This is a genomic window from Actinomyces sp. B33, from assembly GCF_028437565.1.
GTDB lineage: Bacteria > Actinomycetota > Actinomycetes > Actinomycetales > Actinomycetaceae > Pauljensenia.
This window is the reverse complement of the sequence record NZ_JAMRYR010000003.1, coordinates 294,477-320,709: the sequence shown is the minus strand read 5'-3', so window position 1 is coordinate 320,709 and position 26,233 is coordinate 294,477. Positions and strand designations below refer to the sequence as shown.

19 protein-coding genes, 1 tRNA gene and 1 pseudogene are annotated in these 26,233 nt (G+C 68.8%); 5 read left to right on the top strand and 16 right to left on the bottom strand.

From position 1 onward, the window contains the following. Positions 1-11 precede the first annotated feature (11 nt). Together M3T53_RS05990 and M3T53_RS05985 are read right to left on the bottom strand one after the other, a co-directional pair. Entirely contained in the window at positions 12-875 is an 864-nt protein-coding gene (locus M3T53_RS05990; protein WP_272433561.1) for a carbohydrate ABC transporter permease, read from the bottom strand. A gap of 95 nt (positions 876-970) precedes the next feature. After that, on the bottom strand, positions 971-2,257 hold the full coding sequence (locus tag M3T53_RS05985; RefSeq protein ID WP_272433560.1) for an extracellular solute-binding protein: 1,287 nt from the start codon (positions 2,255-2,257) through the stop codon (positions 971-973). 149 nt (positions 2,258-2,406) lie between these two features. Here M3T53_RS05985 and M3T53_RS05980 point away from each other — a divergent pair, with 149 nt between their 5' ends. Then, positions 2,407-4,278 carry an alpha-amylase family glycosyl hydrolase gene (locus tag M3T53_RS05980; RefSeq protein ID WP_272433559.1) on the top strand — a complete coding sequence of 624 codons (1,872 nt, stop codon included), beginning with the start codon at positions 2,407-2,409 and terminating at the stop codon, positions 4,276-4,278. A 59-nt stretch (positions 4,279-4,337) separates the two neighbouring features. On the opposite strand, the gene M3T53_RS05975 is transcribed toward M3T53_RS05980, so the two are convergent. From M3T53_RS05975 to uvrB, 3 genes are all read right to left on the bottom strand, one after another. Next, positions 4,338-6,755, bottom strand: coding sequence for an HAD-IC family P-type ATPase (locus M3T53_RS05975; RefSeq protein ID WP_272433558.1), 2,418 nt, complete (start codon positions 6,753-6,755; stop codon positions 4,338-4,340). A 31-nt stretch (positions 6,756-6,786) separates the two neighbouring features. Next, complete coding sequence (locus M3T53_RS05970) at positions 6,787-7,842, bottom strand: TerC family protein (RefSeq protein WP_272433557.1); 1,056 nt, start codon at positions 7,840-7,842, stop codon at positions 6,787-6,789. Between the two features lie 300 nt (positions 7,843-8,142). After that, complete coding sequence (uvrB, locus tag M3T53_RS05965; RefSeq protein ID WP_272433556.1) at positions 8,143-10,215, bottom strand: excinuclease ABC subunit UvrB; 2,073 nt, start codon at positions 10,213-10,215, stop codon at positions 8,143-8,145. A 451-nt stretch (positions 10,216-10,666) separates the two neighbouring features. Here uvrB and M3T53_RS05960 point away from each other — a divergent pair, with 451 nt between their 5' ends. Beyond that, entirely contained in the window at positions 10,667-11,878 is a 1,212-nt protein-coding gene (locus M3T53_RS05960) for a hypothetical protein (protein WP_272433555.1), read from the top strand. Between the two features lie 184 nt (positions 11,879-12,062). Here the strand turns inward: M3T53_RS05960 and coaE are convergent, their stop codons facing one another. Continuing rightward, entirely contained in the window at positions 12,063-12,719 is a 657-nt protein-coding gene (gene coaE, locus M3T53_RS05955) for a dephospho-CoA kinase (protein ID WP_334540474.1), read from the bottom strand. Between the two features lie 121 nt (positions 12,720-12,840). On the opposite strand from coaE, the gene brnQ reads away from it, so the two are divergent. After that, the gene (brnQ, locus tag M3T53_RS05950) at positions 12,841-14,187 is read left to right on the top strand and encodes a branched-chain amino acid transport system II carrier protein (RefSeq protein WP_272433553.1); all 1,347 of its coding nucleotides are present in this window, start codon (positions 12,841-12,843) and stop codon (positions 14,185-14,187) included. A gap of 449 nt (positions 14,188-14,636) precedes the next feature. On the opposite strand, the gene rpsA is transcribed toward brnQ, so the two are convergent. Together rpsA and polA are read right to left on the bottom strand one after the other, a co-directional pair. Beyond that, positions 14,637-16,076: a 30S ribosomal protein S1 gene (rpsA, locus tag M3T53_RS05945; RefSeq protein WP_272433552.1), complete on the bottom strand. Its 1,440-nt coding sequence runs from the start codon at positions 16,074-16,076 to the stop codon at positions 14,637-14,639. 183 nt (positions 16,077-16,259) lie between these two features. Continuing rightward, positions 16,260-18,989 carry a DNA polymerase I gene (polA, locus tag M3T53_RS05940; RefSeq protein WP_272433551.1) on the bottom strand — a complete coding sequence of 910 codons (2,730 nt, stop codon included), beginning with the start codon at positions 18,987-18,989 and terminating at the stop codon, positions 16,260-16,262. On the opposite strand from polA, the gene M3T53_RS05935 reads away from it, so the two are divergent. Continuing rightward, entirely contained in the window at positions 18,988-19,461 is a 474-nt protein-coding gene (locus M3T53_RS05935; protein ID WP_272433550.1) for a PaaI family thioesterase, read from the top strand. The two genes, polA and M3T53_RS05935, sit on opposite strands and share 2 nt — an antisense overlap. A gap of 82 nt (positions 19,462-19,543) precedes the next feature. Here the strand turns inward: M3T53_RS05935 and M3T53_RS05930 are convergent, their stop codons facing one another. Continuing rightward, positions 19,544-20,137 (bottom strand): ANTAR domain-containing response regulator, encoded by a 594-nt coding sequence (locus M3T53_RS05930; RefSeq protein WP_272433549.1) that lies wholly within the window; start codon positions 20,135-20,137, stop codon positions 19,544-19,546. A gap of 66 nt (positions 20,138-20,203) precedes the next feature. Between M3T53_RS05930 and M3T53_RS05925 the strand changes: the two genes are divergently transcribed. Then, positions 20,204-20,277: transfer RNA gene (locus M3T53_RS05925), tRNA-Leu, on the top strand. 142 nt (positions 20,278-20,419) lie between these two features. Here the strand turns inward: M3T53_RS05925 and M3T53_RS05920 are convergent. The 7 genes and pseudogenes from M3T53_RS05920 to M3T53_RS05890 form a co-directional block, all read right to left on the bottom strand. Then, positions 20,420-20,635: a hypothetical protein gene (locus tag M3T53_RS05920; protein WP_272433548.1), complete on the bottom strand. Its 216-nt coding sequence runs from the start codon at positions 20,633-20,635 to the stop codon at positions 20,420-20,422. Positions 20,636-20,868: 233 nt separating this feature from the next. After that, positions 20,869-22,317, bottom strand: coding sequence for a pyruvate kinase (gene pyk, locus M3T53_RS05915; RefSeq protein ID WP_272433547.1), 1,449 nt, complete (start codon positions 22,315-22,317; stop codon positions 20,869-20,871). A gap of 28 nt (positions 22,318-22,345) precedes the next feature. Further along, entirely contained in the window at positions 22,346-23,287 is a 942-nt protein-coding gene (gene lgt / locus M3T53_RS05910; RefSeq protein WP_272433546.1) for a prolipoprotein diacylglyceryl transferase, read from the bottom strand. A gap of 52 nt (positions 23,288-23,339) precedes the next feature. Further along, positions 23,340-24,185, bottom strand: a complete 846-nt coding sequence (trpC, locus tag M3T53_RS05905) for an indole-3-glycerol phosphate synthase TrpC (protein WP_272433714.1) — start codon at positions 24,183-24,185, stop codon at positions 23,340-23,342. Positions 24,186-24,289: 104 nt separating this feature from the next. Beyond that, a pseudogene (hisI, locus tag M3T53_RS05900) lies at positions 24,290-24,646 on the bottom strand (phosphoribosyl-AMP cyclohydrolase); the annotation flags it as partial. Between the two features lie 60 nt (positions 24,647-24,706). Continuing rightward, complete coding sequence (locus M3T53_RS05895) at positions 24,707-25,399, bottom strand: prepilin peptidase (RefSeq protein ID WP_272433545.1); 693 nt, start codon at positions 25,397-25,399, stop codon at positions 24,707-24,709. Further along, positions 25,396-26,232 (bottom strand): shikimate dehydrogenase, encoded by an 837-nt coding sequence (locus M3T53_RS05890; protein WP_272433544.1) that lies wholly within the window; start codon positions 26,230-26,232, stop codon positions 25,396-25,398. The genes M3T53_RS05895 and M3T53_RS05890 overlap by 4 nt, the downstream gene beginning before the upstream one ends. Between the last annotated feature and the right edge of the window lies 1 nt (position 26,233).

The following is a 26,233-nucleotide window of genomic DNA, read 5'->3' as shown; positions in this document are numbered from 1 at the left end:
CCTCCGTTCTTCTAGGCCAGGTCGGATTCGCCCGAACCCGACCATTTCCACTGCACCGCGGTCACTGCGAGGACGAGGGCAAGGCAGACGAAGGCGATGGAGGAGCCGTAGCCGTACTCCCCGAGGCGGAACGACGTTCGGTACATCAGCATCCCGAGGACATCGGTCCCGCCCGTGGGCCCTCCTCCGGTGAGCACGTATACGAGGTCGAAGGACTGGAAGGCCGTGATCAGGGCCTGGACGACGACGACGAACGTCATCGGCCGCAGTAATGGGATGGTGACGTGGCGTATGCGCTGCCAGGTGTCGGCCCCGTCGAGGGCGGCGGCTTCGTAGCACGAGACCGGAAGCGCCTGAAGGGCGGATAGATACATGATCGCGTTGAATCCCAGGTTCTTCCAAACCGTCAAGGCGGTTAACGCGCCCAGTGCCGTCCACCGATCGCCGAGCCAGTCGAATCCGCCGATCCCGATCCGATCGAGCAGGGTGTTGAGGATTCCGGAAGGGTCGAGAACATACTTCCAGATGATGGCGGCGGCCACGGAGGAGGTGACGGTGGGGAGGAAGTAGATTCCGCGGTACAGGGTCCGACCTCGAATGGGGGCGTCGAGCAGGAGGGCGATGGTCATCCCTGAGGCGACGGACAGCAGTGCGACTCCGGCCGCGTACAGAACAGTGACGAGTAGGGAGTTCGCCACCGCTGGATCGTGGATGAGACGGATGTAGTTGTTCAGGCCGATGAACCTTTGGTCGGTCCCGAATCCGTCCCAGCTCGTCGCCGACAGGTAGGCCGCCGAGATGAGCGGGTAGACGACGAAGACCGCGAGCACCAGCAGTGCTGGAGCGAGGAAGATCGCGGCTGTCGTCCGTTCCACGCGTTTCGGATCCGAGAAGAACGAGGGAAGCGCACGGTCGCCCACCCCGGTGGATGATCGTGCTCGTCCCGCTGGGGCGACCCCGCGCATCTGTCTCACTCCCCTTTCATGAGGATCTTGTTGACGGCGCTTTCCGCCGCGTCGAGGGCGTCAGCGGCAGTGGTCGTCCCGTTGAGGGCCTTCTCGATCTCGGTGGCGAAGGCGTAAGAGATCTTCGGGTACAGGGGGGTCGCCGGACGGGTGCGGGCCGTGGGCATGGCATCGATGTAGGGGCGTAATAGCGGCTGGGTATCAGCCACCCAGTCGGTGTAGTCGGCCGATACCGCTACGTCTTCACGCACTGGGAGGAACCCGGTCTTCTGGCACCATTCCAGAACCTGCTCCTCGCTGAGGAACCACGCGAGGAAATCTCCAGCAGCCGGAGCCTGCGCTCCGTCGAAGACGAGCGCCTGTTCCCCGCCGAGATTCGTCGCGGCCGTGCCCGAGGCGGGGTGGGGCGCTTGCGCCGATTCAAAGGGGAAGGGAGGGTCGTTCTGCCATATGCCAACCATCCACGAGCCTTCCTGGGCGGCTGCCGCCGAGCCTTTCTCGAATTCTCCCCATGATGTCGTGGCCGAGGGCACCAGTCCTTCGTCGAGCAGGTCGATCCAGAAGTCAAGGGCCCGTCTTCCCGCTTCCGTGTTGAATGCGGCCGACGTGTTGTCGGTATTGAGGAACTCCCCGCCGGCCTGCCACAGGTTGACTTGGAAGTTCCAGGTCAACCCCTCGCCAGTGTCTCCTGCTCGTGTGTACAGCTCGTATGGAGGCTTTCCCGTTTTCTCGAGAATCGTCCTACCCTGGCTGATGAGTTCCTCCCACGTGTCAGGGGCCGAGGTTACCCCTGCTTGCGCGTACAGATCCTTGTTGTAGAGGAAGCCGAGGTTGTTCGCCGATACGGGGACCGATCGAAGCGCGCCGTTCGCGTCCGTCCCGTAAGTTCGCAGGTTGTCATACAGAGCTTCCACGGTCTGGTCGGGAAGCAGGTGGGACAGGTCAGCGGTTTTGCCGGTCGCGACGATCCTCGGTGCCCACACCAGGTCTCCGATCACCATTGTGGGAAGAGTGTCGGTCTGCGCTGCCGTCTGGATCTTGGTGAGCAGCTCCGAATTGGGCACGGTGACAGCTGAGATCTTCACATCGGGATGCTGCTCCTGATAGGCGGAAACAGCAGCGTCGAAAGCATCTGCGTTCGCACCGTCCCAGTAATGCCAGATCGTCACTTCCGACGAGCGGTCCTGCGATCCAGTGGAGGAAGAGCGCGGTGAGGCGCCGGGAACGCAGGCCCCGAGCAGCGTCGCGCTCAGAACCGCAGCGCACGAAACGAGAAGGGTGTGTTTCTTCATGTCGCCAACTCCTTTGTTGCGTCGTCGTATCGCGATGCCTCATCAGGACGGTCGCAGGGACACTTGTCCATGTTGCATCGTTTTACTATTGTACACATCACGTCGGCCTCTGTCGACGTCACCCATTTCATGACAAGGAGGTCACCCCTATGAGATCCACACCCCCGCGCGTTTTCCTACCCGGTGCGGTAGCAGTCGTCGCCCTATCGGCCTTGCTCAGCACCGCATCACCTTCGCCATCCGCGGCCGACCCTGCCCCCTCCCCCGCTCCAGCATCCTCCCCAGGCCCGCTCGCCGAGGGCGACGTCATCTATCAAGTCGTCGTCGACCGCTTCGCCGACGGCGACTCCTCCAACAACGACACCGGCAACGGGGAGTACGACCCCCAGGATCTCGGTTTCTACCACGGAGGGGACTGGAAGGGGCTGACCGACAAGCTCGACTACATCTCAGGCTTGGGCGTCACGGCAATCTGGCTCTCCCCGGTCTCCGAACAGCAACCCGTTTCAAAGGACGGAAAAGAAGGGAGCTACCACGGCTATTTCACTCGCGACTTCGCGACTCCCAACTCTCACTTCGGCTCCGCGACGGAGTTGCAAACACTCATCGACACCGCCCATTCCAAGGGACTGAAGATGATCCTCGACGTCGTTCCGAATCACACCGCCGATTATCTCGACGCGGGAGCGACATCGTACACCTCAGCCGCCTACCAGCCGGCACCGCCACTGAACGATGCGAATTACTACCATCACAATGGCGACTGCGCATTCGACGGGACACAATCGCAGGAGCAAATCGAGAATTGCGATCTAGGTGGCCTCGACGATCTCGACCAGTCCAATCCCGCCGTTTCCGACTACCTGATAACCACCTATAGGGACTGGGTGGACATGGGCTTTGACGGCGTTCGCGTAGATGCCGCCCGCTCGGTTCCCAAGCCCTGGCTGAAGAAATTCGAAGAGGGACTGGGAGTCCCATCCTTCGGCGAGATCTTCGTTGGAGACGTCGACTACGTCGCCGACTATCAGAACTATCAATGGGGCGAACTGGACTTCCCCTACTTCTTCACCGTTCGAGAAGTGTTCTCAGCTGATACAGACATGCGCGCCTTGAAGACCCTCTTCGATCAGGACTCCGCGTACGTCAACGCCAATCGCCTCGAAACATTCATCGACAACCATGATCGCGCGCGCTTCCTGACGTGGGCGAATGACGACTATCAACGGCTGCGCTCCGCCCTGACGTTCCTGCTCTCCTCGCGCGGCGTCCCAGTGATCTACTACGGGACCGAACAAGCAGACGACGGCAACGGTAACGGCAACGAGGTGCCGATCGCGAATAAGGACAACCGCAAGGACATGCCGTCCTTCGACACCGACGCCACCATCTATCGCCATATCCAACGTGTGACGAGCGTGCGCGACTCCGTGCCCGCGCTCAAGACCGGAACGCAACGAGAGATGTGGAGCGATCCCACCGTCTACTCCTTCTCCCGCAGGGATGACGCCAGCGGCGATGAGGCAGTCATCGTATCGACCAATTCCTGGAATCCTCAAACGAGGACGATCCCCATCCGATCGGAGAGTTCCCTACCCGTCGGAACAGTCCTGGTCAACGCCATGAACACCGATCAAAAGGCGACGATCGAAAAAGGTGGCGCCACCGGACGCCAGATCACGGTGACCGTCGACGGGCATGACACGGCGATCTATTCGCCCATCGGAACAATCGACGCATACTCGCCGAGCCACGATACTGTGACCACCGTGCGCGTCCATGCCAATGTTGGCTACGGCAACGCCATTGCGATCCGCGGCGATGCGTACCCCTTCACCTGGTCTTCGGGCCGGGCGGCGCGCTGGACCGAAGGCGATGTGTGGGTTTATGAGACCGAAAGGATCCCGGCGGGAACCCCCATCAATCTCAAAGCACTCGTCAACGACTCCACCTGGCAAAGCGGTGATAACACCGTTGCCGAAGCGGGCTCCGTCATCGACATCTATCCATCGTTCCCCTGAGAAGCACCAGCGCAACGGGACGGTGTGCCAGTGCATTTCCGGCGTATCGCCCCGCCCTCTTACGGCCGCGGCCCGCCCTCCTCCGGGCCGGTCGCGGCCATCGCTTCGGCGGCGCGCAGGCCGCGCAGGTGGAGGCCGCGATGGGCCCCCTCGATGAGGAGGCAGGCGGACGCGCCGATGCCGACGATCAGCGGCCACTGCTCCGGGGCCGGCCACGCGAGGGCGAAGAACTCGCGGATCACGGGGACGAAGACGCCGAGGACCGCGCCGGACGCCATGACGGCGATGAGGCCGATGCGCCAGCCGACGAGGGGGCGCGCGGTGATCGACAGGAGCCACAGGGCCCCGGCGGTCAGGGCGAGGACGGCCGCGGTGCGCCCGGGGGTGCTCCCGATGCCGACGAGCGCGTAGGCCGTCAGGCAGGCGGCCGCGAGGGCCGTTCCGGCGGGCATCGCCAGCGATAGCGTGCGCCGGAGGAATCCGGGGACGTAGCGGCGGGCGTTGGGCGCCATCGCGATGAAGAACCCGGGGATGCCGATCGTCAGGACGTCGACGTAGGTGAAGTGGCGGGGCAGGAACGGGTAGGCCCATCCGGCGCCGGCGCAGACGAGGACCATGATCGCCGCGTACGTCGTCTTGGCGAGGAAGAGGGCGGAGACGCGCTCCATGTTCGCGATGATCCTGCGGCCTTCGGCGAGGACGCCGGGCAGGACGGAGAACTTCGAGTCGACGAGGACGACCTGGGCGAGGGCCTTCGTGGCCGGGGCCCCGTTGCCCATGGCGATGCCCAGGTCGGCGTCCTTGAGGGCGAGGGCGTCGTTGACGCCGTCGCCGGTCATCGCGACGCAGTGGCCTGCGGCTTGGAGCGCTTGGACCATCGCCCGCTTCTGCTCGGGGGTGACGCGCCCGAAGACGTCGTGGGCGAGGACGGCGGCCTGGAACTCGTCGGAGAGGAGGTCGTCGGGCAGCAGGCGGGCGTCGCACACGGCGGGGGCGGCGCCGTCGGGTCCGTGAAGACCGACCTGCGCGGCGAGGGCGCCGACGGTCGCCGGGTTGTCGCCGGAGATCACGCGCACGCGCACGCCCTGTCGGCGGAAGTAGTCGACGGTCTGGGCGGCGTCGTCGCGCAGGTCCTCCTCGAGGACGACGAGGGCCATGGGCCGGGTCCCCGTGATGGGCCGGTCCTCGTGTGGGGCGTGGGGTGTGTGGGCGAGGGCGACGACGCGCGCGCCGGAGGATGCCTCCTCCTGGGCGCGTGCCAGTGCCTGGCCCCCCGGGGGGGTGGATGCGTCGAGGACGATCTCGGGGGCGCCGAGGATCCAGGCGTTCGCGGCGTCCCCGCACGCGGCCCATTTGCGCGCCGAGGAGAAGGGGATCGACCATTCGGGGGCCGTCGCTCGGGCGGGCGCGTCCTCGTCGGCGAGGGCGGAGGCGATGGCGTCCGCCGTGGCGTTGGCCCGGTCGGCGGTCAGGGCGGCGAGGGCCCGGTCGACGGCGGAGGGCCCGGCCCCGTCGAGGGGGATGATCCGGCGGACGCGGATGCCGCCGGTGGTCAGCGTCCCGGTCTTGTCGACGCACAGCGCGTCGACGCGCGCGAGGACCTCGACGGCGGGCAGCTCCTGGACGAGGACGCCGCGTCGGGCCAGTGTCGCCGATCCGAGGGCGAAGTTCATCGAGGTCAGGAGGATCAGCCCCTGGGGGATCATGCCGACGACGGAGGCGACGGCCAGGACGATCGCGTGCTGCCATGTGGCGTCGTCGGCGGCCAGACGGGTCTGGGACCAGATGGTGAGGGCGATCGTGGGGATCAGGAGGGCGAGGACGACGCGCAGGACCTTGTTGATGGACACGTGGATCTCTGAGCGGGTCCGTTGGAAGACCCGGGCGGCGCGGGAGATCCCCTGGGCGTAGACGTCCTGCCCGACGGCGGTGGCCCGCATGACGCCCGATCCGGCGACGACGGAGGTGCCGGCGAGCACCCGGTCGCCGGGGTTCTTGCGCACCGGCCGGGATTCGCCGGTGAGGAGCGATTCGTCGACCTCCAGGCCCGTGGAGTCGAGGACGTCGCCGTCGACGCAGATCTGGTCGCCGAGCCGCAGGTCGAGGACGTCGTCGAGGACGACCTCGTCGACCCCGATCCGCACGCGCTGGCCGTCGCGGCGAGCCTCGGCGTGGGGCGCGTCGACGATCGCGAGGGCGTCGAGCGTTCTCTTCGCGCGCCATTCGGCGACGATCCCGACGATCGCGTTGATGATCATCACGCCGCCGAAGACGGCGTCCTGCCAGTGGCCGAAGACGAGGACGAGGACCATCGCGCCGATGAGGATCGCGTTGAACAGGGTGAGGACGTTCTCGCGGATGATCGACCCGAGGGAGCGCGAGGAGCGCTGCTCGACGGCGTTGGTCTGTCCGAGGGCGACGCGCTGGGCGACTTCGTCGGCGGTCAGACCGAGCGGGTGGGCGGCGAGAGTCGTCATTCTCGTCCTTCCTCAACGGGCGTGATCGGGTTCAGGCGGGGTCGCTGATCTCGTCTCGCGGTGCGTCGAGGGAGTCGTCGTGGGCGCCGTTGGCGCCGTCCCGCGCCATCCTACGGGATGCGAGGACCGAGGCGATGACCGTGATGAGGATCGTCACGACGATGAATCCCAAGGAGGCGCTGATCGTCGGCTCGGGGATGAGCTCCCACGGGTGCCCGCCGTTGATGAAGGGCAGTTCGTTGGTGTGCAGCGCGTGGTTGATGAGTTTGAAGCCGATGAACCCGAGGATCGCGGCGAGCCCGTAGTGGAGGTAGATCAGGCGGTCGAGGAGGCCGTCGATGAGGAAGTAGAGCTGGCGCAGGCCCAGGAGGGAGAAGGCGTTGGCGGCGAAGACGAGGTAGGGCTCGGAGGTCAGCGAGTAGATCGCGGGGATCGAATCGACGGCGAACATGACGTCCGCGGTCCCGATGGCGATGATGCACAGGAGCATCGGGGTGATGTAGGTCTTGCCGCCGTGGCGGTGGAGGACCTTGCCGCCGATGAAGCCGTCGGTCATGGGGATGATGCGGGCGACGAGCTTGACGAAACCGGAGGGCCGGTACTCCTCGGCGTCGTGTTCGTCGGGCGTCTCGATGCCTTCTCGGGCCTGCGAGATCGCGGTCCACAGGAGCCAACCGCCGAAGAGGTAGAAGATCCAGGAGAAGTTCTCGATGAGGGCCGCTCCGGCGAGGATGAAGACGAGGCGCAGGACGAGGGCGATGACGATGCCGGCGAGGAGGACCTCCTGCTGGTACTTCCGGGGGACCCGGAAGGCGGCGATCATGATGACGAACACGAAGAGGTTGTCGATCGACAGGGCCTTCTCGGTGATGTAGCCGGCGAAGTACTGCTGGCCGTAGTGGCCTCCCCAGATCCACCAGACGATGAGGCCGAAGACGACGGCCATCGCGATGTAGGCGATGGACCACCAGGCCGCTTCCTTTATCGTCGGTTCGTGCGGGGTTTTGACGTGGCCGACGATGTCGATGGTGATCATCGTCAGGATGATGGCGGCAAGCGCGATCCATCCGAGGGCGTGGACATCCACGGGCTGTTCCTCCGGTACGGGTGCTCGGGGTACCGGAGGTCTCCTCCCGCCGTGAGCCGGACCGGGCCTTCCGGCCGCCGGTCGTCGCGCTCATGGCCTGCGGCGCCGGAGGCTGGTCGAGACCCTCCGCCGTGATGACGACGCCGCCGTTGGTGGGAGTACTCCCCTCCGACTGGACCCTTGTAGTCTATCGGGTGGAGGCCCCGGGTCGCCGCGCGGGCCGGCCCCGGCGCTGTGGTGTTCGTCCCTCAGCCCGCCCTCCTCCTCGACCGCGCCGAGGGGAGGCGGGCGCTCGACGCGTCAATGGGCGCGCTGCATCTGCCGCAGTTCTTTCTTCAGGTCCTCGATCTCGTCGCGCAGGCGCGCGGCGACCTCGAACTGGAGGCGCTCGGCGGCGGTCATCATCTGCGAGGAGAGCTCCTCGATGAGGGCGGCGAGGTCGGCCTCGGCCCGCGCTCCCGGCGAGCCCGATCCGCTGCGGGCCCGTTGGGAGGCGGGAGTCTCCTTGCGGTAGCCGCCCTCGAGGAGCGTCTGCGTGTCCACCTGCTCGCGGGCGAGCATCTCGGTGACGTCGGAGATCTTCTTGCGCAGCGGCTGCGGATCGATCCCGTGGTCGCGGTTGTAGGCGATCTGGATCTCGCGGCGGCGCATCGTCTCCGAGATCGCGGCCTGCATCGAGTCGGTGACGGCGTCGGCGTACATGTGGACTTCGCCGGACACGTTGCGGGCGGCGCGGCCGATCGTCTGGATGAGGGAGCGGGTCGAGCGCAGGAACCCCTCCTTGTCGGCGTCGAGGATCGACACGAGGGAGACCTCCGGCAGGTCGAGTCCTTCGCGCAGGAGGTTGATGCCGACGAGGACGTCGAAGGCCCCCGTGCGCAGCTCCCGCAGGAGTTCGACGCGCCGCAGGGTGTCGACGTCGGAGTGGAGGTATTCGACGCGGATGCCCCGTTCGGCGAGGTAGGTGGTCAGGTCCTCGGCCATCTTCTTCGTCAGGGTCGTCACGAGCACGCGCTCATCCCTCTCGACGCGCACGCGAACCTGCTCGAGGAGGTCGTCAATCTGCCCGTGGGTGGGCTTGACGATGACCAGCGGATCGACGAGGCCGGTCGGGCGGATGATCTGCTCGACGACGCCGTCGCATCGGTCGAGTTCGTAGGGGCCGGGCGTGGCGGACAGGTAGACGGTCTGCCCGATGCGCTCGGTGAACTCGTCCCAGGTCAACGGCCGGTTGTCCATCGCCGACGGCAGCCGGAACCCGTGGTCGACGAGGGTGCGCTTGCGCGACATGTCGCCCTCGAACATCGCGCCGATCTGGGGGACGGTGACGTGTGACTCGTCGATGATCAGGAGGAAGTCGTCGGCGAAGTAATCGAGGAGGGTGTGCGGGGGCGTCCCGGGCCCGCGCCCGTCGATGTGGCGCGAGTAGTTCTCGACGCCGGCGCACGAGCCGATCTCGCGGAGCATCTCCAGGTCGAAGGTCGTGCGCATCCGCAGGCGCTGGGCCTCCAGGAGCTTCCCCTGGGACTCGAACCAGGAGACCCTCTCGTCGAGCTCCTCCTCGATCGAGGCCAGGGCGCGGGTCATGCGCTCGCGCCCGGCGACGTAGTGGCTGGCCGGGAAGAGGTAGGTGTGGTCGACCTCGTCGATGACGTCGCCGGTCAGCGGGTGGAGGACCGCCAGGGCGTCGATCTCATCGCCGAACATCTCGATGCGGATCGCCAGCTCCTCGTAGACGGGGATGATCTCGATGGTGTCGCCGCGCACGCGGAAGGTCCCACGGGTGAACGCCATGTCGTTGCGGACGTACTGCATCGCGACGAAGGCGCGCAGGAGGTCGTCGCGGTCGATGCGCTGGCCGCGGGAGAGCTCGACCATCCGGGCGACGTACTCCTCTGGCGTGCCCAGGCCGTAGATGCACGACACGGAGGCGACGACCACGGTGTCGCGGCGCGTCAGGAGGTTGTTCGTCGCGCTGTGGCGCAAGCGCTCGACCTCGTCGTTGATCGACGAGTCCTTCTCGATGAAGGTATCCGTCTGGGGGATGTAGGCCTCGGGCTGGTAGTAGTCGTAGTAGGAGACGAAGTACTCGACGGCGTTGTTGGGCAGGAGCTGGCGGAATTCGGCGGCGAGCTGGGCGGCGAGGGTCTTGTTCGGCTCGATGACGAGGGCCGGGCGTTGAAGCTCCTCGATGAGCCACGCGGTCGTCGCGGACTTGCCGGTGCCCGTCGCGCCCATGAGGACGACGTCCTGCTCCCCGTCGCGGATGCGCTCGGCGAGCTCGCGAATGGCTTTCGGCTGGTCGCCGGAGGGCGTGTACTCGGAGATCACCTCGAAGGGGTTCTCCTGGCGCAGGACGGGACGTTCGCTCACCCTCCTACGGTAGCCGCCCCCGCGGGCGTCTGCGTCTCAGGCCCTCTCCCCCGATCCTCCCGAGCCCCTCGCCCCCGACAGGACCGCCGAGGCACCCGGCGAACGGCCCTCCCATCGCCTGCGCTCCCGCCTGAGCCCAGTCTCCCGAGCCGCCTCGGGGATGGGCTGCTGCCCGTACGAGGAGCGCGCGGCTCCTCCTTCCGCAGACGTTTCCTCCGCATTGGCCAGAGCCCCGTGGATCCGCCTCCCCCGCACAGGTATCATGACCTTCATCACAAGCGGTGGCCGTTCATCAGCGAAGGAACACTCACGTGCGCGCCGTATAGGGCGACCACCCGGCCGGGAGGGGACGACCATACCGCAGCCTTCACGATCCCCGCGCGGGAAGAGCCGGCGACTCGCAGGCCTCGCCGCGGCCCTGCTAACCGCCCCTCTCGCAGCCGCATGCGCCATGATCGCTCCGCACCCGTCCTCCATCCGGGTCGTCAGCACGGAGGAATTCACCACCGCGGGCGCAGTCGCCGCATTCCAGGTGAGCTCTCCGCCCTACAACGCCGGCTATAAGAACCGCGGGTACATCGCGGCCGTGCGCGAGGACGGGACGGGGATCGCGATGGAAGTCGGCCCCAACGTCGGCGCCACGCCCGTGTGGACCGAGGACGGCCTGTTCTTCTCGGCGACGGATGAGGAGATGCTCGTCACCGACGACGGCCTGACCCGCCTGCCCCGCCCCAACCCCGTCGCCCACGAGTTGATGCGCTGGCCCCTGCCCGACGTCAACGGCTTCCTCTCCTTCTCGAGCTACGGCTTCGTCGACGGGGAGATCCTCCAGCGCCTCACCCTGGGCAACGCCGACGGCGTCCGGGAGATCGACGTCCACGGCCAGTACATGGACATGGGGATGTGCGAGGAGAGCGCCTACGCCATCACGAGCACGCGCCTGACTCCCGGAATCCTCGACGACGTCACGAGCTTCGCCCGGGACAGGGGAACCGCACTGCCGAATCGAGCGACGATGCCCGCGCAGGAGGTGCTCGTCCGCGTCTACCCCGAGACGACGAGTCACTACCCGAGCATCGTCGGCCTTGCTCGCGAAGACGAAAGAGTGACGGGGGGCAACCAGGACATGCCCTGCGCCGAGGGCGTGATCTACCGCCCGATCTTCCTCAGGGACCATGCGCACGTCGACAAGGACTCCGGACTCGATGCGAAAGCGGGCCACGCTGCCCTGCAGGCGTGGAACACGACCGACGGAACCGCGACAGTGATCGATCTGGTCACCCCCGAGGGGGGCTTCCTCGACCTGACGGAGGACGACTTCACCGTGCCAATGGGGAGATTCGTCAACGGTCGGTACGTGTTCATCACCCGCCAGACCCGTTCGATCTGCTCGACCGAACTGGCCACCGGCGTCACCGAATGCGATCTCGTCGTCGATCGCACGGACGGGGAAGGGCATATCGATGTCTTCGCCATGACCGACGACTACGCGTACATCCTCAACCAGGGGGACGGTGAAGAAGGCCCCGCCTTCGCTCTGTCGCGCTATTCATTCGCCACGGGCGCCCGCGACGAGGTCCTCACGATCGAAGACGCCGGAGTCCTCAGGGAATACGACATGTCCGTCCAGGGACTCGCGATCAATCCGAAGAGCCAGGGGTAAGCCTCATCGACGGGTGCCCCGCGCAGAATCCGCCTCGGCCCGTCCCGGATACTCGCGGAGCTCCCCGGTCGACTCGATCGCTCGCCGCCCGGCGTCCCCGAAGACCGCCCGGAACGAGCCCGCGGCCACGGGGACGGCGACTCCGCTCGCGGGCCGACTGCGGGGACGCGCGCGCTCCCCGTGCTCACACGAGCCAGGAGGCGATGATCCTCCCCGTGAGGGCGTCGAGGTCGGCGATGCTGCCCTCGTTGTCGATCCATATCGAGGCGATCGCGAGCCGCTGGTCCCGGTCCGCCTGAGCGCCGATCCGACGCCGGGCGTCGGCGCGATCGACGCCCCGGGCGGCGAGCCTCTCGATCCGCGCGTCGTCGGGGGCGTCGACGACGATCACCGCGTCGAACAGGGCGGCGGAGTCCGTCTCGACGAGGAGGGGGATGTCGTAGACCGCGAGGGAGCCCTCCGGGGCCGCGTCGAGGATCGTCCAGGCCCGTTCGGCGATGAGCGGATGGAGGATCGCGTCGAGGTCGGCTCGGGCCCCGGCCTCGGAGAAGACGAGGTCCGCGAGGCGCCCTCGGTCGAGTCCTCCGCGAGCATCGAGGACCGAGTCCCCGAAGCGCTCGACGACGGCCGCCAGACCCTCGGTCCCCGGCTCGACGACCTCGCGGGCGATGGCGTCGGCGTCGGCGACCACGGCCCCCGCGCGCGCGAGGCCCCGGGTCACGGTCGACTTGCCCGAGCCGATGCCGCCCGTGACGGCGACGACGAGCCGCGGGCCCCGCCCATCGGGGCGTCGACGGATCCGTTGGAGGAGCCGCGCCCGCGCGCCGCCCTCGATCATCATCCTGTCCACGATGCGACACTAGACGATCCACGGGGCAGTCATCCGCCCGGCGTTTGGAATCGATGGATCCGACATGGGATGATCCACCGTTACCACCCTCCGACGAACGAATCGACGCCACGTGAACCCGTCCCACGTCCCCTCCACCGGCCGCCCCTCCTCGACGGGCCTGCTCATCGCGACCTCGCTCACCCTCTTCTCCATGTTCTTCGGGGCGGGCAACCTGATCTTCCCGCCGATCATGGGCGCCCAGGCGGGGACCAGCTTCACCCCGGCCATCATCGGCTTCCTCATCGGGGCCGTCGTCCTGCCCGTCGTCGCCATCATCGCGGTCGCCCTGTCGGGCACCGATCTGCGCGACCTGGCCAGCCGCCCGGGCCGGGTGTTCGGCGTCGTCTTCTCCTGCCTGGCGTACCTGTCGATCGGCGCGTTCTACGCCCTGCCGCGCACCGGCGCGGTGAGCTTCTCCACGGCCGTCGTCCCGCTGACCGGCTGGGACTCGACGACCGCCTCGATCCTCTTCAACGCCGCGTTCTTCGGCCTGGCCCTGTACCTGGCGTGGAACCCCAGCGACATCATCAACAAGCTCGGCAAGATCCTCACCCCGATCCTCCTGGGCCTCCTGGCACTCCTCGTCGCCCTGTCCCTGACGACCCTCGACGGCGCTCCGGGAGCGCCCGTCGGCCCCTACGAGGACCATCCCCTGACGGGCGGGCTCCTCGCCGGGTACATGACGATGGACTCGATCGCGGGCCTGGCCTTCGGCATCATCGTCGTCACCTCGCTGGGGCGTGCCGGAGGCGTCGTCGGCGCGAAGACCGTCCGCCGGACGGCCGCCGCCGCCACGATCGCGGGCGCCCTCCTCGCGGTCGTCTACATCGGGCTGGGCCTCGTCGGCCGGCTGATCCCCGAAGGGCAGGGGTACGAGGACGGGGCGCTGCTCCTGGCCGACGCCTCGCACCTGACGATGGGCAGGATCGGGCAGGGGGCCTTCGGACTCATCGTCCTGACGGCCTGCATGACGACCGCCGTGGGGCTCCTCGCGGCGACGAGCGAGTTCTTCCAGCGGCTCCTCCCCTCGATCGCCTACCGGACGTGGCTCGTGGCGTTCGCGGCGATCTCCTTCGCCCTGGCCTCGGCCGGGCTCAGCCAGGTCCTGGCGGTCGCCGGCCCGATCATCGGGTTCCTCTACCCCATCGCGATCACCATCATCTTCACGACTCTCATCGGCCACCCCCTGCGCCTGACCTCACCGTGCACGTGGACCTTCCGCTTGAGCGCGTGGACCGCGGCGATCTGGTCGGCGTGCGACACGGTCTACGGCCTGGGATGGGGGACGGACATTTTCACGGCGCTCCTCTCCTGGTCGCCCGGGCAGCGATTCGGCCTCGGGTGGATCGCGCCCACCCTCGTGGCCGCGGCCGTCGGCCTGCTCATCGACCTGACCGTCGGGCGCAGGCGGCGCTAAGACCAGGCACACGCCCTCTCCCCCGCCGTCGACGCCGCGGATCGGCTCAACGTTGTTCCGCGCGTTCTCCCATCCAGGATGGGGCGTCCCCGGCCGAACGAGGGCGCCGTCGCTGAGAGCCCGTCCGTCCCCATCGCAGGCGAACCCCCGCGCGCACGGACGGACCCGAAGGCTCATCGACGCCGCCACCGTAGACCTTGACGCCCCCGCGCGCACCGATGGACCGGAGGCATCGGCGGCACCCGGGTCGTCGCCCAGGGGCCTCGCGCGTGTACGGGCGGACCCGCGCGCGGGCAGTTCCCCCTCGATGAACACCAAGTGCCGACGCGCCCGCGCCTCCGCGTTCCGGGGCGCGCGAGCACTCCGCCGACGACACGAACGGGGCCCGCAGGAGACTCCTGCGGGCCCCGCCCGATGAACGGTCCTCCGGGTGCTCCCGGCGAACCGGCTCAGTTGTTGTTCGTCAGCTTCTCGCGCAGAGCGGCCAGCGCCTCATCGGAGGCGAGGGTGCCCTCGGAGTCGACCGGCGTCGAGTAGGAGGCCTGCTCCTCGACCGACGGAACGGACTCGGCGTCCTCCTCCTGGGCCTTGGCGACCTGGGCCTTGTGGGCCTCCCACCGGGCCTGGGCCTCGGCGTACTGCGCCTCCCAGGCCTCACGCTGGGCCTCGAAGCCCTCCATCCACTCCTGGGTCTGCGGATCGAAGCCCTCGGGGTACTTGTAGTTGCCGTCCTCGTCGTACTCGGTGGCCATGCCGTACAGCGACGGGTCGAACTCCTCCGACGTCGGGTCGACGCCCTCGTTCGCCTGCTTGAGCGACAGGGAGATGCGGCGGCGCTCCAGGTCGATGTCGATGACCTTGACGAACGCGTCGTCGCCGACCTTGACGACCTGCTCGGGCAGCTCGACGTGGCGCTGGGCCAGCTCGGAGATGTGGACGAGGCCCTCGATGCCGTCCTCGACGCGGACGAACGCGCCGAAGGGGACGAGCTTGGTGACCTTGCCGGGGACGACCTGGCCGATGGCGTGCGTCCGCGCGAAGGCCTGCCACGGGTCTTCCTGGGTGGCCTTGAGCGACAGGGACACGCGCTCGCGATCCATGTCGACGTCGAGGACCTCGACGGTGACCTCCTGGCCGACCTCGACGACCTCGGACGGGTGGTCGATATGCTTCCAGGACAGTTCGGAGACGTGCACGAGGCCGTCCACACCGCCCAGGTCGACGAAGGCGCCGAAGTTGACGATGGAGGACACGTTGCCGGTGCGGACCTGGCCCTTCTGCAGGGTGTGCAGGAAGTTCGTGCGGACCTCGGACTGGGTCTGCTCGAGCCAGGCGCGCCGGGAGAGGACCACGTTGTTGCGGTTCTTGTCGAGCTCGATGATCTTGGCCTCGAGCTCGCGACCGATGTAGGGCTGGAGGTCGCGGACGCGGCGCATCTCGACGAGGGACGCCGGCAGGAAGCCGCGTAGGCCGATGTCGATAATCAGGCCGCCCTTGACGACCTCGATGACGGTGCCGGTGACGACGCCCTCTTCCTCCTTGACCTTCTCGATCTGGCCCCAGGCGCGCTCGTACTGGGCGCGCTTCTTGCTCAGGAGGAGACGGCCTTCCTTGTCCTCCTTCTGCAGGACGAGGGCCTCGATCTTGTCGCCGACGGCGACGACGTCGTCGGGGTTGACGTCGTGCTTGATCGAGAGCTCGCGCGAGAGGATGACGCCCTCGGTCTTGTAGCCGATGTCGAGGAGGACCTCATCGTGGTCGACCTTGACGACGGTGCCCTCGACGATGTCGCCATCGTTGAAGTACTTGATGGTGGCGTCGATGGCGGCGAGCAGGTCTTCTTCGGTCCCGATGTCGTTGACCGCGACCTGCGGCGTGTTGGTGGTCATGTAGGTGTGTTCTCCGAAACGGACTGGATAGTAGGTGGACAGTGCTCGGCGAGGCGGGGCGCTCCCGTGGGCGCGCCGGATCCACTTCACCGCGGAATAGCCTACCAGTCTTCGCCCCCTCCTTGAACCCCGGTTCCCGGGAGCCGTCCGACGACGGACGGCCCGCGATCCCGGGGCCCGTTCTCAGTGGGCGGCGTCCTTCCACGAGCGCCCCACGCCCACGGCCACGTCGAGGGGGACGTCGAGGGGGATCGGCGAGGCCATCTTCGCCCGGACGATCCGCTCGACCTCCTCCCGCTCCCCCGGCGCGACCTCGACGAGGAGCTCGTCGTGGATCTGGACGAGGACCCGGGAGGACAGTCCCGCCGCGTCGAGCGCCTCGACGACGTCGACCATCGCGATCTTGATGATGTCGGCCGCCGACCCCTGGATCGGCGCGTTGAGGGCGGCGCGCTCGGCCATCTCCCGGCGTTGGCGGTTGTCCGAGCGCAGATCCGGCAGGTAGCGGCGCCTGCCGAGCATCGTCTGCGTGTAGCCGTCCCGGCGCGCACCCTCGACGAGGGATTCGAGGTAGTCGCGCACACCGCCGAAGCGCTCGAAGTAGCGGTCCCGCAGGGCCGACGCCTCGGGCACCGGGATCGACAGCTGGCGCGAGAGGCCGAAGGCGCTCAGGCCGTAGGCCAGGCCGTAGGAGGTCGCCTTGATCCGGGATCGCTGCTCGCCGGTCACCGCGTCGAGCGGCGTGTCGAACACCATCGCGGCCATCGTCCGGTGGAGGTCCTCCCCCGTGTCGAAGGCCTCGATGAGCCCTGCGTCGCGCGACAGGTGGGCCATGATCCGCATCTCGATCTGGGAGTAGTCGACGCTCATCAGCGCCTCGAAGCCGGGTCCGGCGACGAATGCCTCCCGGATCCTCATCCCGTCGGGGCTGCGCGCCGGGATGTTCTGCAGGTTCGGGTCGGACGAGGCCAGCCGCCCGGTCGCGGCGGCCACCTGCGAGAAGGTCGTGCGGATCCGCCCGTCGTCCATGACCGCGCCGCGCAGCGTCTCGACCATCTGCTTGAGCTTGATCCGGTCGCGATGGGCCAGGAGGTGCCCGAGGAACTCGTGGCCCGCGCCGCCGCGGGCCGAGGTCGCGATCCACAGCCCCTCGAGGGCCTCGGCGTTCGTCGTGTACCCCGTCTTCGTCCGCTTGGTCGTCGGCAGGCCGAGCTCCTCGAAGAGGACGTGCTGGAGCTGCTTGGGGCTCGACAGGTTGACCTCGTGTCCGAGGGCCGCGTAGGCGGCGTCCCTCGCGGCCTCGACATCGGCGCCGAGCTCGTCGGACAGGGCATCGAGGACGGCGGAGTCGACGGCGATGCCGATGCCCTCCATACGCGCGAGGGTCCGGGCGACGGGCTGCTCGACGGCGAGGAGGAGTTCGAGCTCCTCGGAGGCGGCGAGCTCGGACTCGACGGCGGCGCGCACGGGCATCAGGAGGGTCGCGATCCGCCCGGCTCGGAGCTGAGTCGGGGTCGGCCCGGTCTCGGGGGCGTCGAGGTCGAAGAGGGCGTCGGAGTCGCCGTCCGTCCTCGGGGCATCGAGGTCCTCGCCGAGGTAGCGGCGCACGAGGTCGGCGATCTCGTACGACCGCTGGTCGGGCCGGGCGAGGTAGGCGCCGAGCTGGACGTCGAAGCCGATCGTCGGCGCCCCCCACCCGTGGGCGGCCAGCGCGTGGGCGCAGCCCTTGGAGTCGTGAACGGTCACGGCGGTCTCGGCCAGGAGGCCGGCGAGCGCCGACTCCTGCTCGGGGGTCAGGAGGGAGGGGTCGACGACGAGGGCCCGCCCGGCGGCCCCCAGGGCGAGGAGGTCGATCCTCGCGCGCCCAGCCCGTCCCACGCCGTCGATCCACAGGGCCTCGAACCCGTCGGACGCCCAGGCGGCGAGGTCGGTGTCGGAGTCCGCGACGACGAGATCGACTTCGTCCGAGGAGACGGCCGGGCCTGCGGAGGCCCCGGCCTCGTCCTCTTCCAACCCGATTTGCGCGGCGCCGCGCACGCGCGAGCGCAGCGAGGAGAACTCGAGCGCGTCGAAGAGGGCGTCGACGGCGGCGACGTCAGTCGGGCGGCGGCGCAGGTCGTCGATCCCGACGCCGACGTCGAGGTCGGTGACGAGCCGGTTGAGGCGGCGGTTGCGGCGCACGTCGTCGATATGGGCGCGCAGGGCCTCCCCCCGTTTGCCGCGGACCTCGTCGGCCCTGCTCAGGAGGTTGTCGAGGCCGTCGAATGCGGCGATCCACTGGGCGGCGGTCTTCGGGCCGACGCCGGGGACCCCCGGCAGGTTGTCGCTGGCCTCTCCGACGAGGGCGGCGACCTCCGGGTAGCGGGAGGGGACGACCCCGTACTTGGCCTCGACGGCCTCGGGCGTCATCCGCCGCAGGTCCCCGGGGCCGGTGCCCGGGTAGAGGACGGTGACGGAGTCGGTGACGGTCTGGAACGAGTCTCGGTCCCCGGAGACGACGAGGACTCGCTGACCGGCCCGGGCGCCCCGGTGCGCGAGGGTGGCGAGGATGTCGTCGGCCTCGTAACCGTCCTTCGTCAAGGACACGATCCCCATGGCATCGAGGACCTGGCGGATCAGCTCCACCTGGCCGATGAACTCCTCGGGCGTGGCGTCGCGCGTCCCCTTGTACTCGGGGTACTCGTCTGTTCGGAACGAGTGCCTCGAGACGTCGAAAGCGGCGGCCACATGGGTCGGGCGCTCGGTCTCCAGGAGGCGGATCAGCATCGTCGTGAATCCGTAGACCGCGTTCGTGCACTGGCCCGTCGAGGTCGTGAAGTTCTCAGCGGGCAGGGCGTAGAAGGCGCGGAACGCCATCGAATGGCCGTCGATGATCAGCAGGGTCTCACTCACACATGACACCCTAGATCCCATGAGCCACGACGACCCGATGACCCCCCGGCGCTCCCCCCTCCACGATCCGACGGCCCCCGGCGGCTTCGTCGGCAAGCACTGGCCCGGCTCCCTCATGGAGCGCATGGGCATGGAGGTGATCGCCCACAGCGCCTCCCTCACCGAGATCACGATGCCCGTCGACGGCAACCGCCAGTCGGCGGGGATCCTCCACGGCGGGGCGACCGGAGCCCTCGTCGAGACCGCGGCCTCCTTCGCCGCTCAGCTCCACGCGCGGGATGTCCACGGCGCCGACGACGGGTTCGCCGTCGGCACCGAGCTGTCGGTATCCCACCTGGAATCGGTGGATTCCGGGTCGGTGACCGCCCGGGCGAGGGCCGTGCGCCTGGGGCGCGGTCAGACGGTCCATCTCGTCGAGGTCGTCGACGACAACGGCCGCCTCATCGCGACGGGCCGCGTCACCAACCGGGTCCTCCGGCGCCGCCGGGGATAAGTCCGGCCCCGCGCCGGACGGCGAGGGCCCCGATCGGCTGTCGCGCCGGATCGGGGCCCTGCCTGCTCGACGGCGAGGAGACTCAGTCCTCGACCTGGTCGATGACGGCGTCGGCGACCTCGCGCATCGACAGGCGCCGATCCATCGAGGTCTTCTGGATCCAGCGGAAGGCCTCGGGCTCGGTCATCCCCATGTTCTTCATCAGCAGGCCCTTGGCGCGGTCGACGAGCTTGCGGGTCTCGAAGCGGTCCGACAGGTCGGCGATCTCCTCTTCGAGGGACTCGATCTCCTGGTGGCGCGAGAAGGCGATCTCGACGGCGGGGATCAGGTCGGCGGGGCTGAAGGGCTTGACGACGTAGGCCATCGCGCCGGCGTCGCGGGCGCGCTCGACGAGCTCGGTCTGGCTGAAGGCGGTGAGCATGACGACGGCGCAGGACAGCTCCTGGAGGATCTTCTCCGCAGCGGTGATCCCATCCATCTTCGGCATCTTGACGTCCATGACGCACAGGTCGGGCTCGAGCTCGAGGGCCAGCTGGACGGCCTCCTCGCCATCGGCGGCCTCCCCGATGACCTCGAAGCCGGCTGACGTCAGCGTCTCGACGATGTCCAGACGGATCAGTCCCTCGTCCTCGGCGACGAGCACGCGGCGCGGCTCGGTCGTTGCTTCTGCAGTCATGTTTCCCGTCCTCGGTTTGGTGGCTTATGAGGGCCTATCCTATTGTGGGTGAGCGCCCGGCGCTTAGCCCCGATAGCCCAACTGGCAGAGGCGGTCGGCTCAAACCCGGCTTGTTGTGGGTTCGAATCCCACTCGGGGTACCGCCAGTCGGCTCTTCACGCCGATTCTAGCGCCGACGAGGGCCCACGCCGGACGCGGCGGCGCGAGTCGCCGGTGCGACGCACCACGCGGCGGGGGCGCAGGATCGAAGGATCCTGCGCCCCCGCCGCGTGGATTCTCGTCTCAGGCGACCGGGATCACTTCCAGGCCGAGGAAACGCGCGGCGTCGCCGCGCAGCTCGGGGGCCCGCAGATCCTCGATCGCCTGGGCGATCTTCGAGTCGGCGCAGTCCGCGTACCAGGGCTTGACGGCCTCGGAGAGCTGGGCGACATCGAGATTGTTCGCCTGACGGCCGAACAGGGTGTCATGGACCGACACGGTCCGAGTGGTGGTATTCATCTGTTTCTCCATCATTCCTTCTTCTTCAACGCGCCCACGGATATGTGCACGGGTAGCACAGGCAATCCGAGTGGCGCACGTCTGCGTGCGGCTGGTCGTCGGGCCGGCGGGACACCGCCTCCCTCACGGACGTCTCAACGCCGCATTCGACCTATTATTCCACGATCGACGGGACCGCGCAAAAGGAGCGGCGCCGACCCCACGGGCCGGCGCCATCGCTCGCGTCATCCGGATCAGCGGTTCGAGGCTCCCCCGATGGAGTAGTCGACCTCGTCCCCGACCTCGTGGATGCGCAGCATATTCGACGAGCCCGCCGTCCCCGGGGGCATGCCGGCGACGATGACGAGGTCGTCGCCGATCTCGGCCAGGCGCGTGTTCTGGACGACCTGATCCACCTGCCAGACCATGTCGTCGGTGTGCTGCACCTGGGGGACCCGGTATGTCTGGATGCCCCAGGTCAGGGCGAGCCTGCGCCTCGTCGCCTCAAGAGGGGTGAAAGCGAGCATCGGGATCGGGCGGCGCAGCCGCGACATCAGTCGCGCCGATTGACCCGACTGGGTGAAGGTCACGAGGTACTTGGCGTCGATGTGCTCGGCGATCGATCCCGCCGCCTCGCAGATCACGCCGGCGCGATCCGAGACGAAGAAACCCGGCAGCGCGGCGATCCGCTCCCCGCCGTTCTCCTCCGTCGACTCGACGATCCGCGCCATCGTCCGAACCGCCTCGATCGGGAAGGCCCCAACGGAAGTCTCCCCCGACAGCATCACCGCATCGGCCCCGTCGAGGATCGCGTTCGCGCAGTCCGAGGCCTCGGCGCGCGTCGGCCGCGGATTCTTAATCATCGAATCCATCACCTGAGTGGCGACGATCACCGGCTTGGCGGCTCGCCTGGCCAACTCGATCGCCCTCTTCTGAACGAGCGGCACCGACTCCAACGGCATCTCGACGCCCAGATCCCCGCGGGCCACCATGATCGCGTCGAAGGCGTCGACGATCTCGGTCAGCGCCTCGACCGCCTGGGGCTTCTCGATCTTCGCGATGACGGGGATCCGTTTGCCCTCCTCGTCCATGACCGCGTGCACGTCCTCGATGTCGGCGGCGTTGCGCACGAAGGACAGGGCGATGAAGTCGGCCTGCTGGCGGATCGCCCACCGCAGGTCCTCCTTGTCCTTCTCCGACAGCGCGGGGACCGACACGGCGACGCCGGGCAGATTGAGGCCCTTGTGGTCAGAGACGACGCCCGGCACCTCGACGCGCGTGACGACATCGGTATCGGTGACCTCGATGACGCGCACCGCGACGTTGCCGTCGTCGATGAGGAGGCGGTCCCCCGGGGCGCAGTCGCCCGGTAGGCCCTTAAAGGTCGTCCCGACGATTTCGCTGTCCCCGGGCACGTCGCGCGTGGTGATGGTGAACGTGTCGCCGATCTGGAGCATCTGGGGGCCCTCGGCGAAGGTCTCCAGGCGGATCTTCGGGCCCTGGAGATCGACGAGGATCGCGACGGCGCGGCCGGACGTCGTCGAGGCCTTACGCACTTTGTCGATGACCGCTTCGTGCTCCGAGGTCGAGCCGTGGGAGCGGTTGATCCGCGCAACGTCCATTCCGGCGTCGACAAGGGCTTGGATTTGCTCGGACGAGGCTGTCGCGGGTCCGATGGTGCAGACGATCTTTGCTCGGCGCATGCCTGAGATTCTACCGCGAGCCGGGACCTTATTCCCTGATCTTCTCGTCGTCCGCGACGTGATCAAGCCCATGGGGTTCTCCCGCATCTGCGAGAACACGATCGGCCCGCGGCCCCCGTGTGAGAACCGACTCCTCCGGCTCCGCGGCGCGCTCGCCCGCCTCGACCCGGGTTGAGCGCCCGAGGCGCCCGGCGACGACGAAGACGACGGCCCCCAGGGCGAAGATCGCCAGCGAGGTCCACACGTTGAGCCTCAGGCCCGCGATGAGCTGGGCCTCGTCGATGCGCAGAGCCTCGATCCACGCCCGCCCCGCCGTGTACGCCATGAGGTAGAGGGCGAAGACCTGACCGGTTCGCAGGCGGAACCGGCGATCGACGACGACGATGAGCGCCGCCATCGCCAGATTCCACAAGCACTCGTAGAGGAACGTCGGGTGGAACAGGGTCCCGGAGGCGAATCCGGGGGGCAGGTGGGCGTCGTCGATCTCCAGGCCCCACGGCAGCGTCGTCGCCGAGCCGAAGAGCTCCTGATTGAACCAGTTCCCCCACCGGCCGATGGCCTGGGCGACGAGGAGCGCCGGCGCCAGGGAATCGGCGATCGGCCCGAGCCTCTGCCCCGCTCGGCGCACGGCGATCCACGCGCCGACGGCCCCCAGGGCGACACCCCCCCAGATCCCCAATCCCCCTCGCCAGATCTGCAGGGCGAGCAGCGGGTCGCCGCCCTCGCCGAAGTAGGCGCCCGGAGAGGTCACCACATGGTAGAGGCGCGCGCCGACGATGCCCAGGGGGATCGCCCACAGGGCGACGTCGTACATGAGATCGGGATCCCCGCCCCTGCGGGCGTAGCGCCTGGACGTCCACCGGACGGCGACGATCATCGCCACGACGATGAGAATGCCGTAGGCGCGCAGCGGCACGGGTCCGATGTACCACACGCCCTGATCGGGCGAGGGGATCGATGCGACGAGCACGGGGACTCCCTTCAGAGGGGCGTTGAGGCGGCGGGCACCGGGATCATACCCCTCAGCCGACCCGGTGCGCCGCCCGGACCCGGGCCTTGCGGTCGGACAGGAGCGCCGGGTGCTGGCCGGCCGCCACCATGTCGGCGACGCACTGGCGGGGCGTCGCCGACGTGACCAGAGCAGAGCCGACGAGGACCGCGTCCGCCCCGGACTTGGCGTACTCGAACACGTCGTGGGGCCCTCGCACCCCGGATTCGGCGACGGCGATGACGTCCTCGGGGATCACGTCGATGACCTGCTCGACGACGTCGCGATCGATCTCCAACGTCGTCAGGTCGCACGCGTTGACGCCGATGACCCGCGCCCCCGCATCGACCGCGCGCAGCGCCTCGAGTCGCGAATGGGCCTCGACGATCGCCTCCATCCCGAGGGAGTGGACTCTCTCGAGGAGCGAGACGAGCGCCGGCTGCTCGAGGACGGCCGCAGTCAGCAGGACCAGGTCCGCGCCGTGAGCGCGGGACTCGTGGATCTGATAGGGCGTGAGGATGAAGTCCTTGCGCAGGACCGGCACGTCCACGCTCGCGCGAACCGCATCGAGGTCGCTCAGGGCGCCGAGGAACGCGCGCGGCTCCGTGAACACCGAGACGATCGCCGCGCCCCCCTCCTCGTACCTGGCGGCCAGCTCCCCCGGGTCGCGGATCGGGGCCAGCGTCCCGTTGACCGGGGAGGCCCGCTTGACCTCGGCGATGATCTTGACGGCGCCAGGAAGCGACCGCAGGGCCGCGCACGCGTCGAGGGCGTCGGAGGCGCGCAGGGCCGAGCGCTTGACCTCGTCCATCGGAACGGCGGCTTGGCGGGCCTCCAGGTCGGCGAGGACCCCCGCGATCATGACGTCGAGCACCGTCATCTCAGCCACCTCCTCGTTCCTGCGACTCGTCGATGCTATACGCCCGTCGGCGACGGCTCACAATCGGCAGGATCGGCGTCCCGGGGCCCGGCTCCGCCTCCGGGCGGCCGCTCCCCCACCGCCGCCCCCAGATCTCCCCCGGCCGCGAAGCACGTCCGCAGCCCGGTGTGGCAGGCCGCCCCCACCTGGTCGACGAGGACGAGGAGGGCGTCCCCGTCGCAGTCGACGGCCACCGACTTGACGTACTGGGCGTGCCCCGACGTGTCCCCCTTGCGCCAGTACTCCCGGCGCGAGCGCGACCAGAAGGTCACGCGCCCCTCGGTCAGGGTCCGGGCGAGCGCCTCGTCGTCCATCCACGCGACCATGAGGACCTCACGCGTGTCGTACTGCTGGACGACGGCTGCGACGAGGCCGTCCTGGTTGCGCGTCAGACGCGCGGCGATCGCGGGATCGAGGCTCATGCCGGTATTGTGCCAGTCCCGGGGCGCCGACTCGTCGTCCTCCCGTCGTGCGAACGGGGCTCAGAGCCAGTCGGGGACGACGCCCCACAGGAGGTGGGCGCTCATCGCGGCGCCGATGAGCCACGGCCCCATCGGCATGCGCGAGTCGGTGCCCGCCGAGCCGACGATGATCCTCCACAGCGCGGCCAGGCCCGCCGCGACGAAGGCGAGGACGAAGCCCCCGACGGCCGCGTCGACGCCGACGGCTCCGACGACCGTCCCGAGGACCGGGGCGAGCTTGACGTCGCCCATCCCCAATCCCCCGCGAATCCGGTTGAGCAGGAGGGCCGGGAAGAACCAGATAAGAGCCCCGGCGGCGGCGCCGACGCCCATGCCGACCGGATCCGGGTGGACGAGGAGTCCGCACGCCAGGCCGAAAGCGACGCCGACCGCCATCGCCGACGTGTAGCCGTTGGGCAGGCGGTGAGTGCGCGCGTCGACGAACGCCGAGAGCGCTCCGATCATCGACACGGACACCGCGGCGGGGGCCGCGGGGCGCTCCTGGGCGGCGACGACGATCACGGCGCCGATGATCGCGCAGGCCCAGACGATCCCGTTGCGGCGCAGCGGGGCGCGGGTCGCCTCGATGAAGTAGCGGCGCTGGATCCTCCAGCCGGAGAGGTACATCCACAGGAGGATCGACGCCCAGGTGACGAGGCCGGCGATGAGCTGGGCGTCCTCGGAGATCGACGCCGGGAGGAGGTCGCGGATCATCCCCGCGCCTCGGCCAGGGCCGACTGCATCGCGTCGACGTCCGGGTCAGCGCCCGTCATCAGCCGGACCTGGAGGGCCGCCTGGTGGACGAGCATCTGCGTCCCGTCGACGACGCAGGCTCCGGCCTCCTCGCAGGCGCGCCGCATCGGAGTGTCTCGCGGGGAGTAGACGACGTCGAGGACCGCCTGATCCTCCCGCGGCCGCCACCGGTCGACGAGGACGTCGGCGACCCCCGCGGGCACGGTGGACACGACGACGTCGGCCTCCTCGGCGGCCCGCGCGACCGCCGGCAGATCCGCCCACGCGACCTGGTCGATCCCGACGCCCAGCCTCATGGCGGCGGCGACGACCGAGCCGTGGCCGGCGAAGCGCCTGGCCGCCACGGTCGACCGGGTGATCCCGAGCGTCCCCAGGGCCGCCAGCGCCGATGAAGCAGTCGCCCCGGCGCCGAGGACGAGGGCCGAGCGGGCCGGGGGGAGACCCCGGGCCCGGCGGGCCGCTCGGATCGACTCGACGATCCCGTGGACGTCGGTGTTGAACCCCGTGAGGATCCCCGCCGAGGGGATCACCGTGTTGACGGCCCCCACGGCGCGGGCCAGCGGGTCGAGCGCCGTCAGCGCGGGGATCACCGCCTGCTTGCACGGCATCGTCACCGACAGCCCACGGCATTCGTCGTCGAGCCCGGCGAGGAGCTCGGCGGCGTCGGCGGCCTCGACCCGGATCCTCCGGTACTCCCAGCGCCCGTCCAGGCCGAGGGAGTCCCACGCGGCGCGGTGGAGGACCGGGGAGAGGGAGTGCTCGATCGGCGAGCCGATCACCGCTGCCCAGGGCACG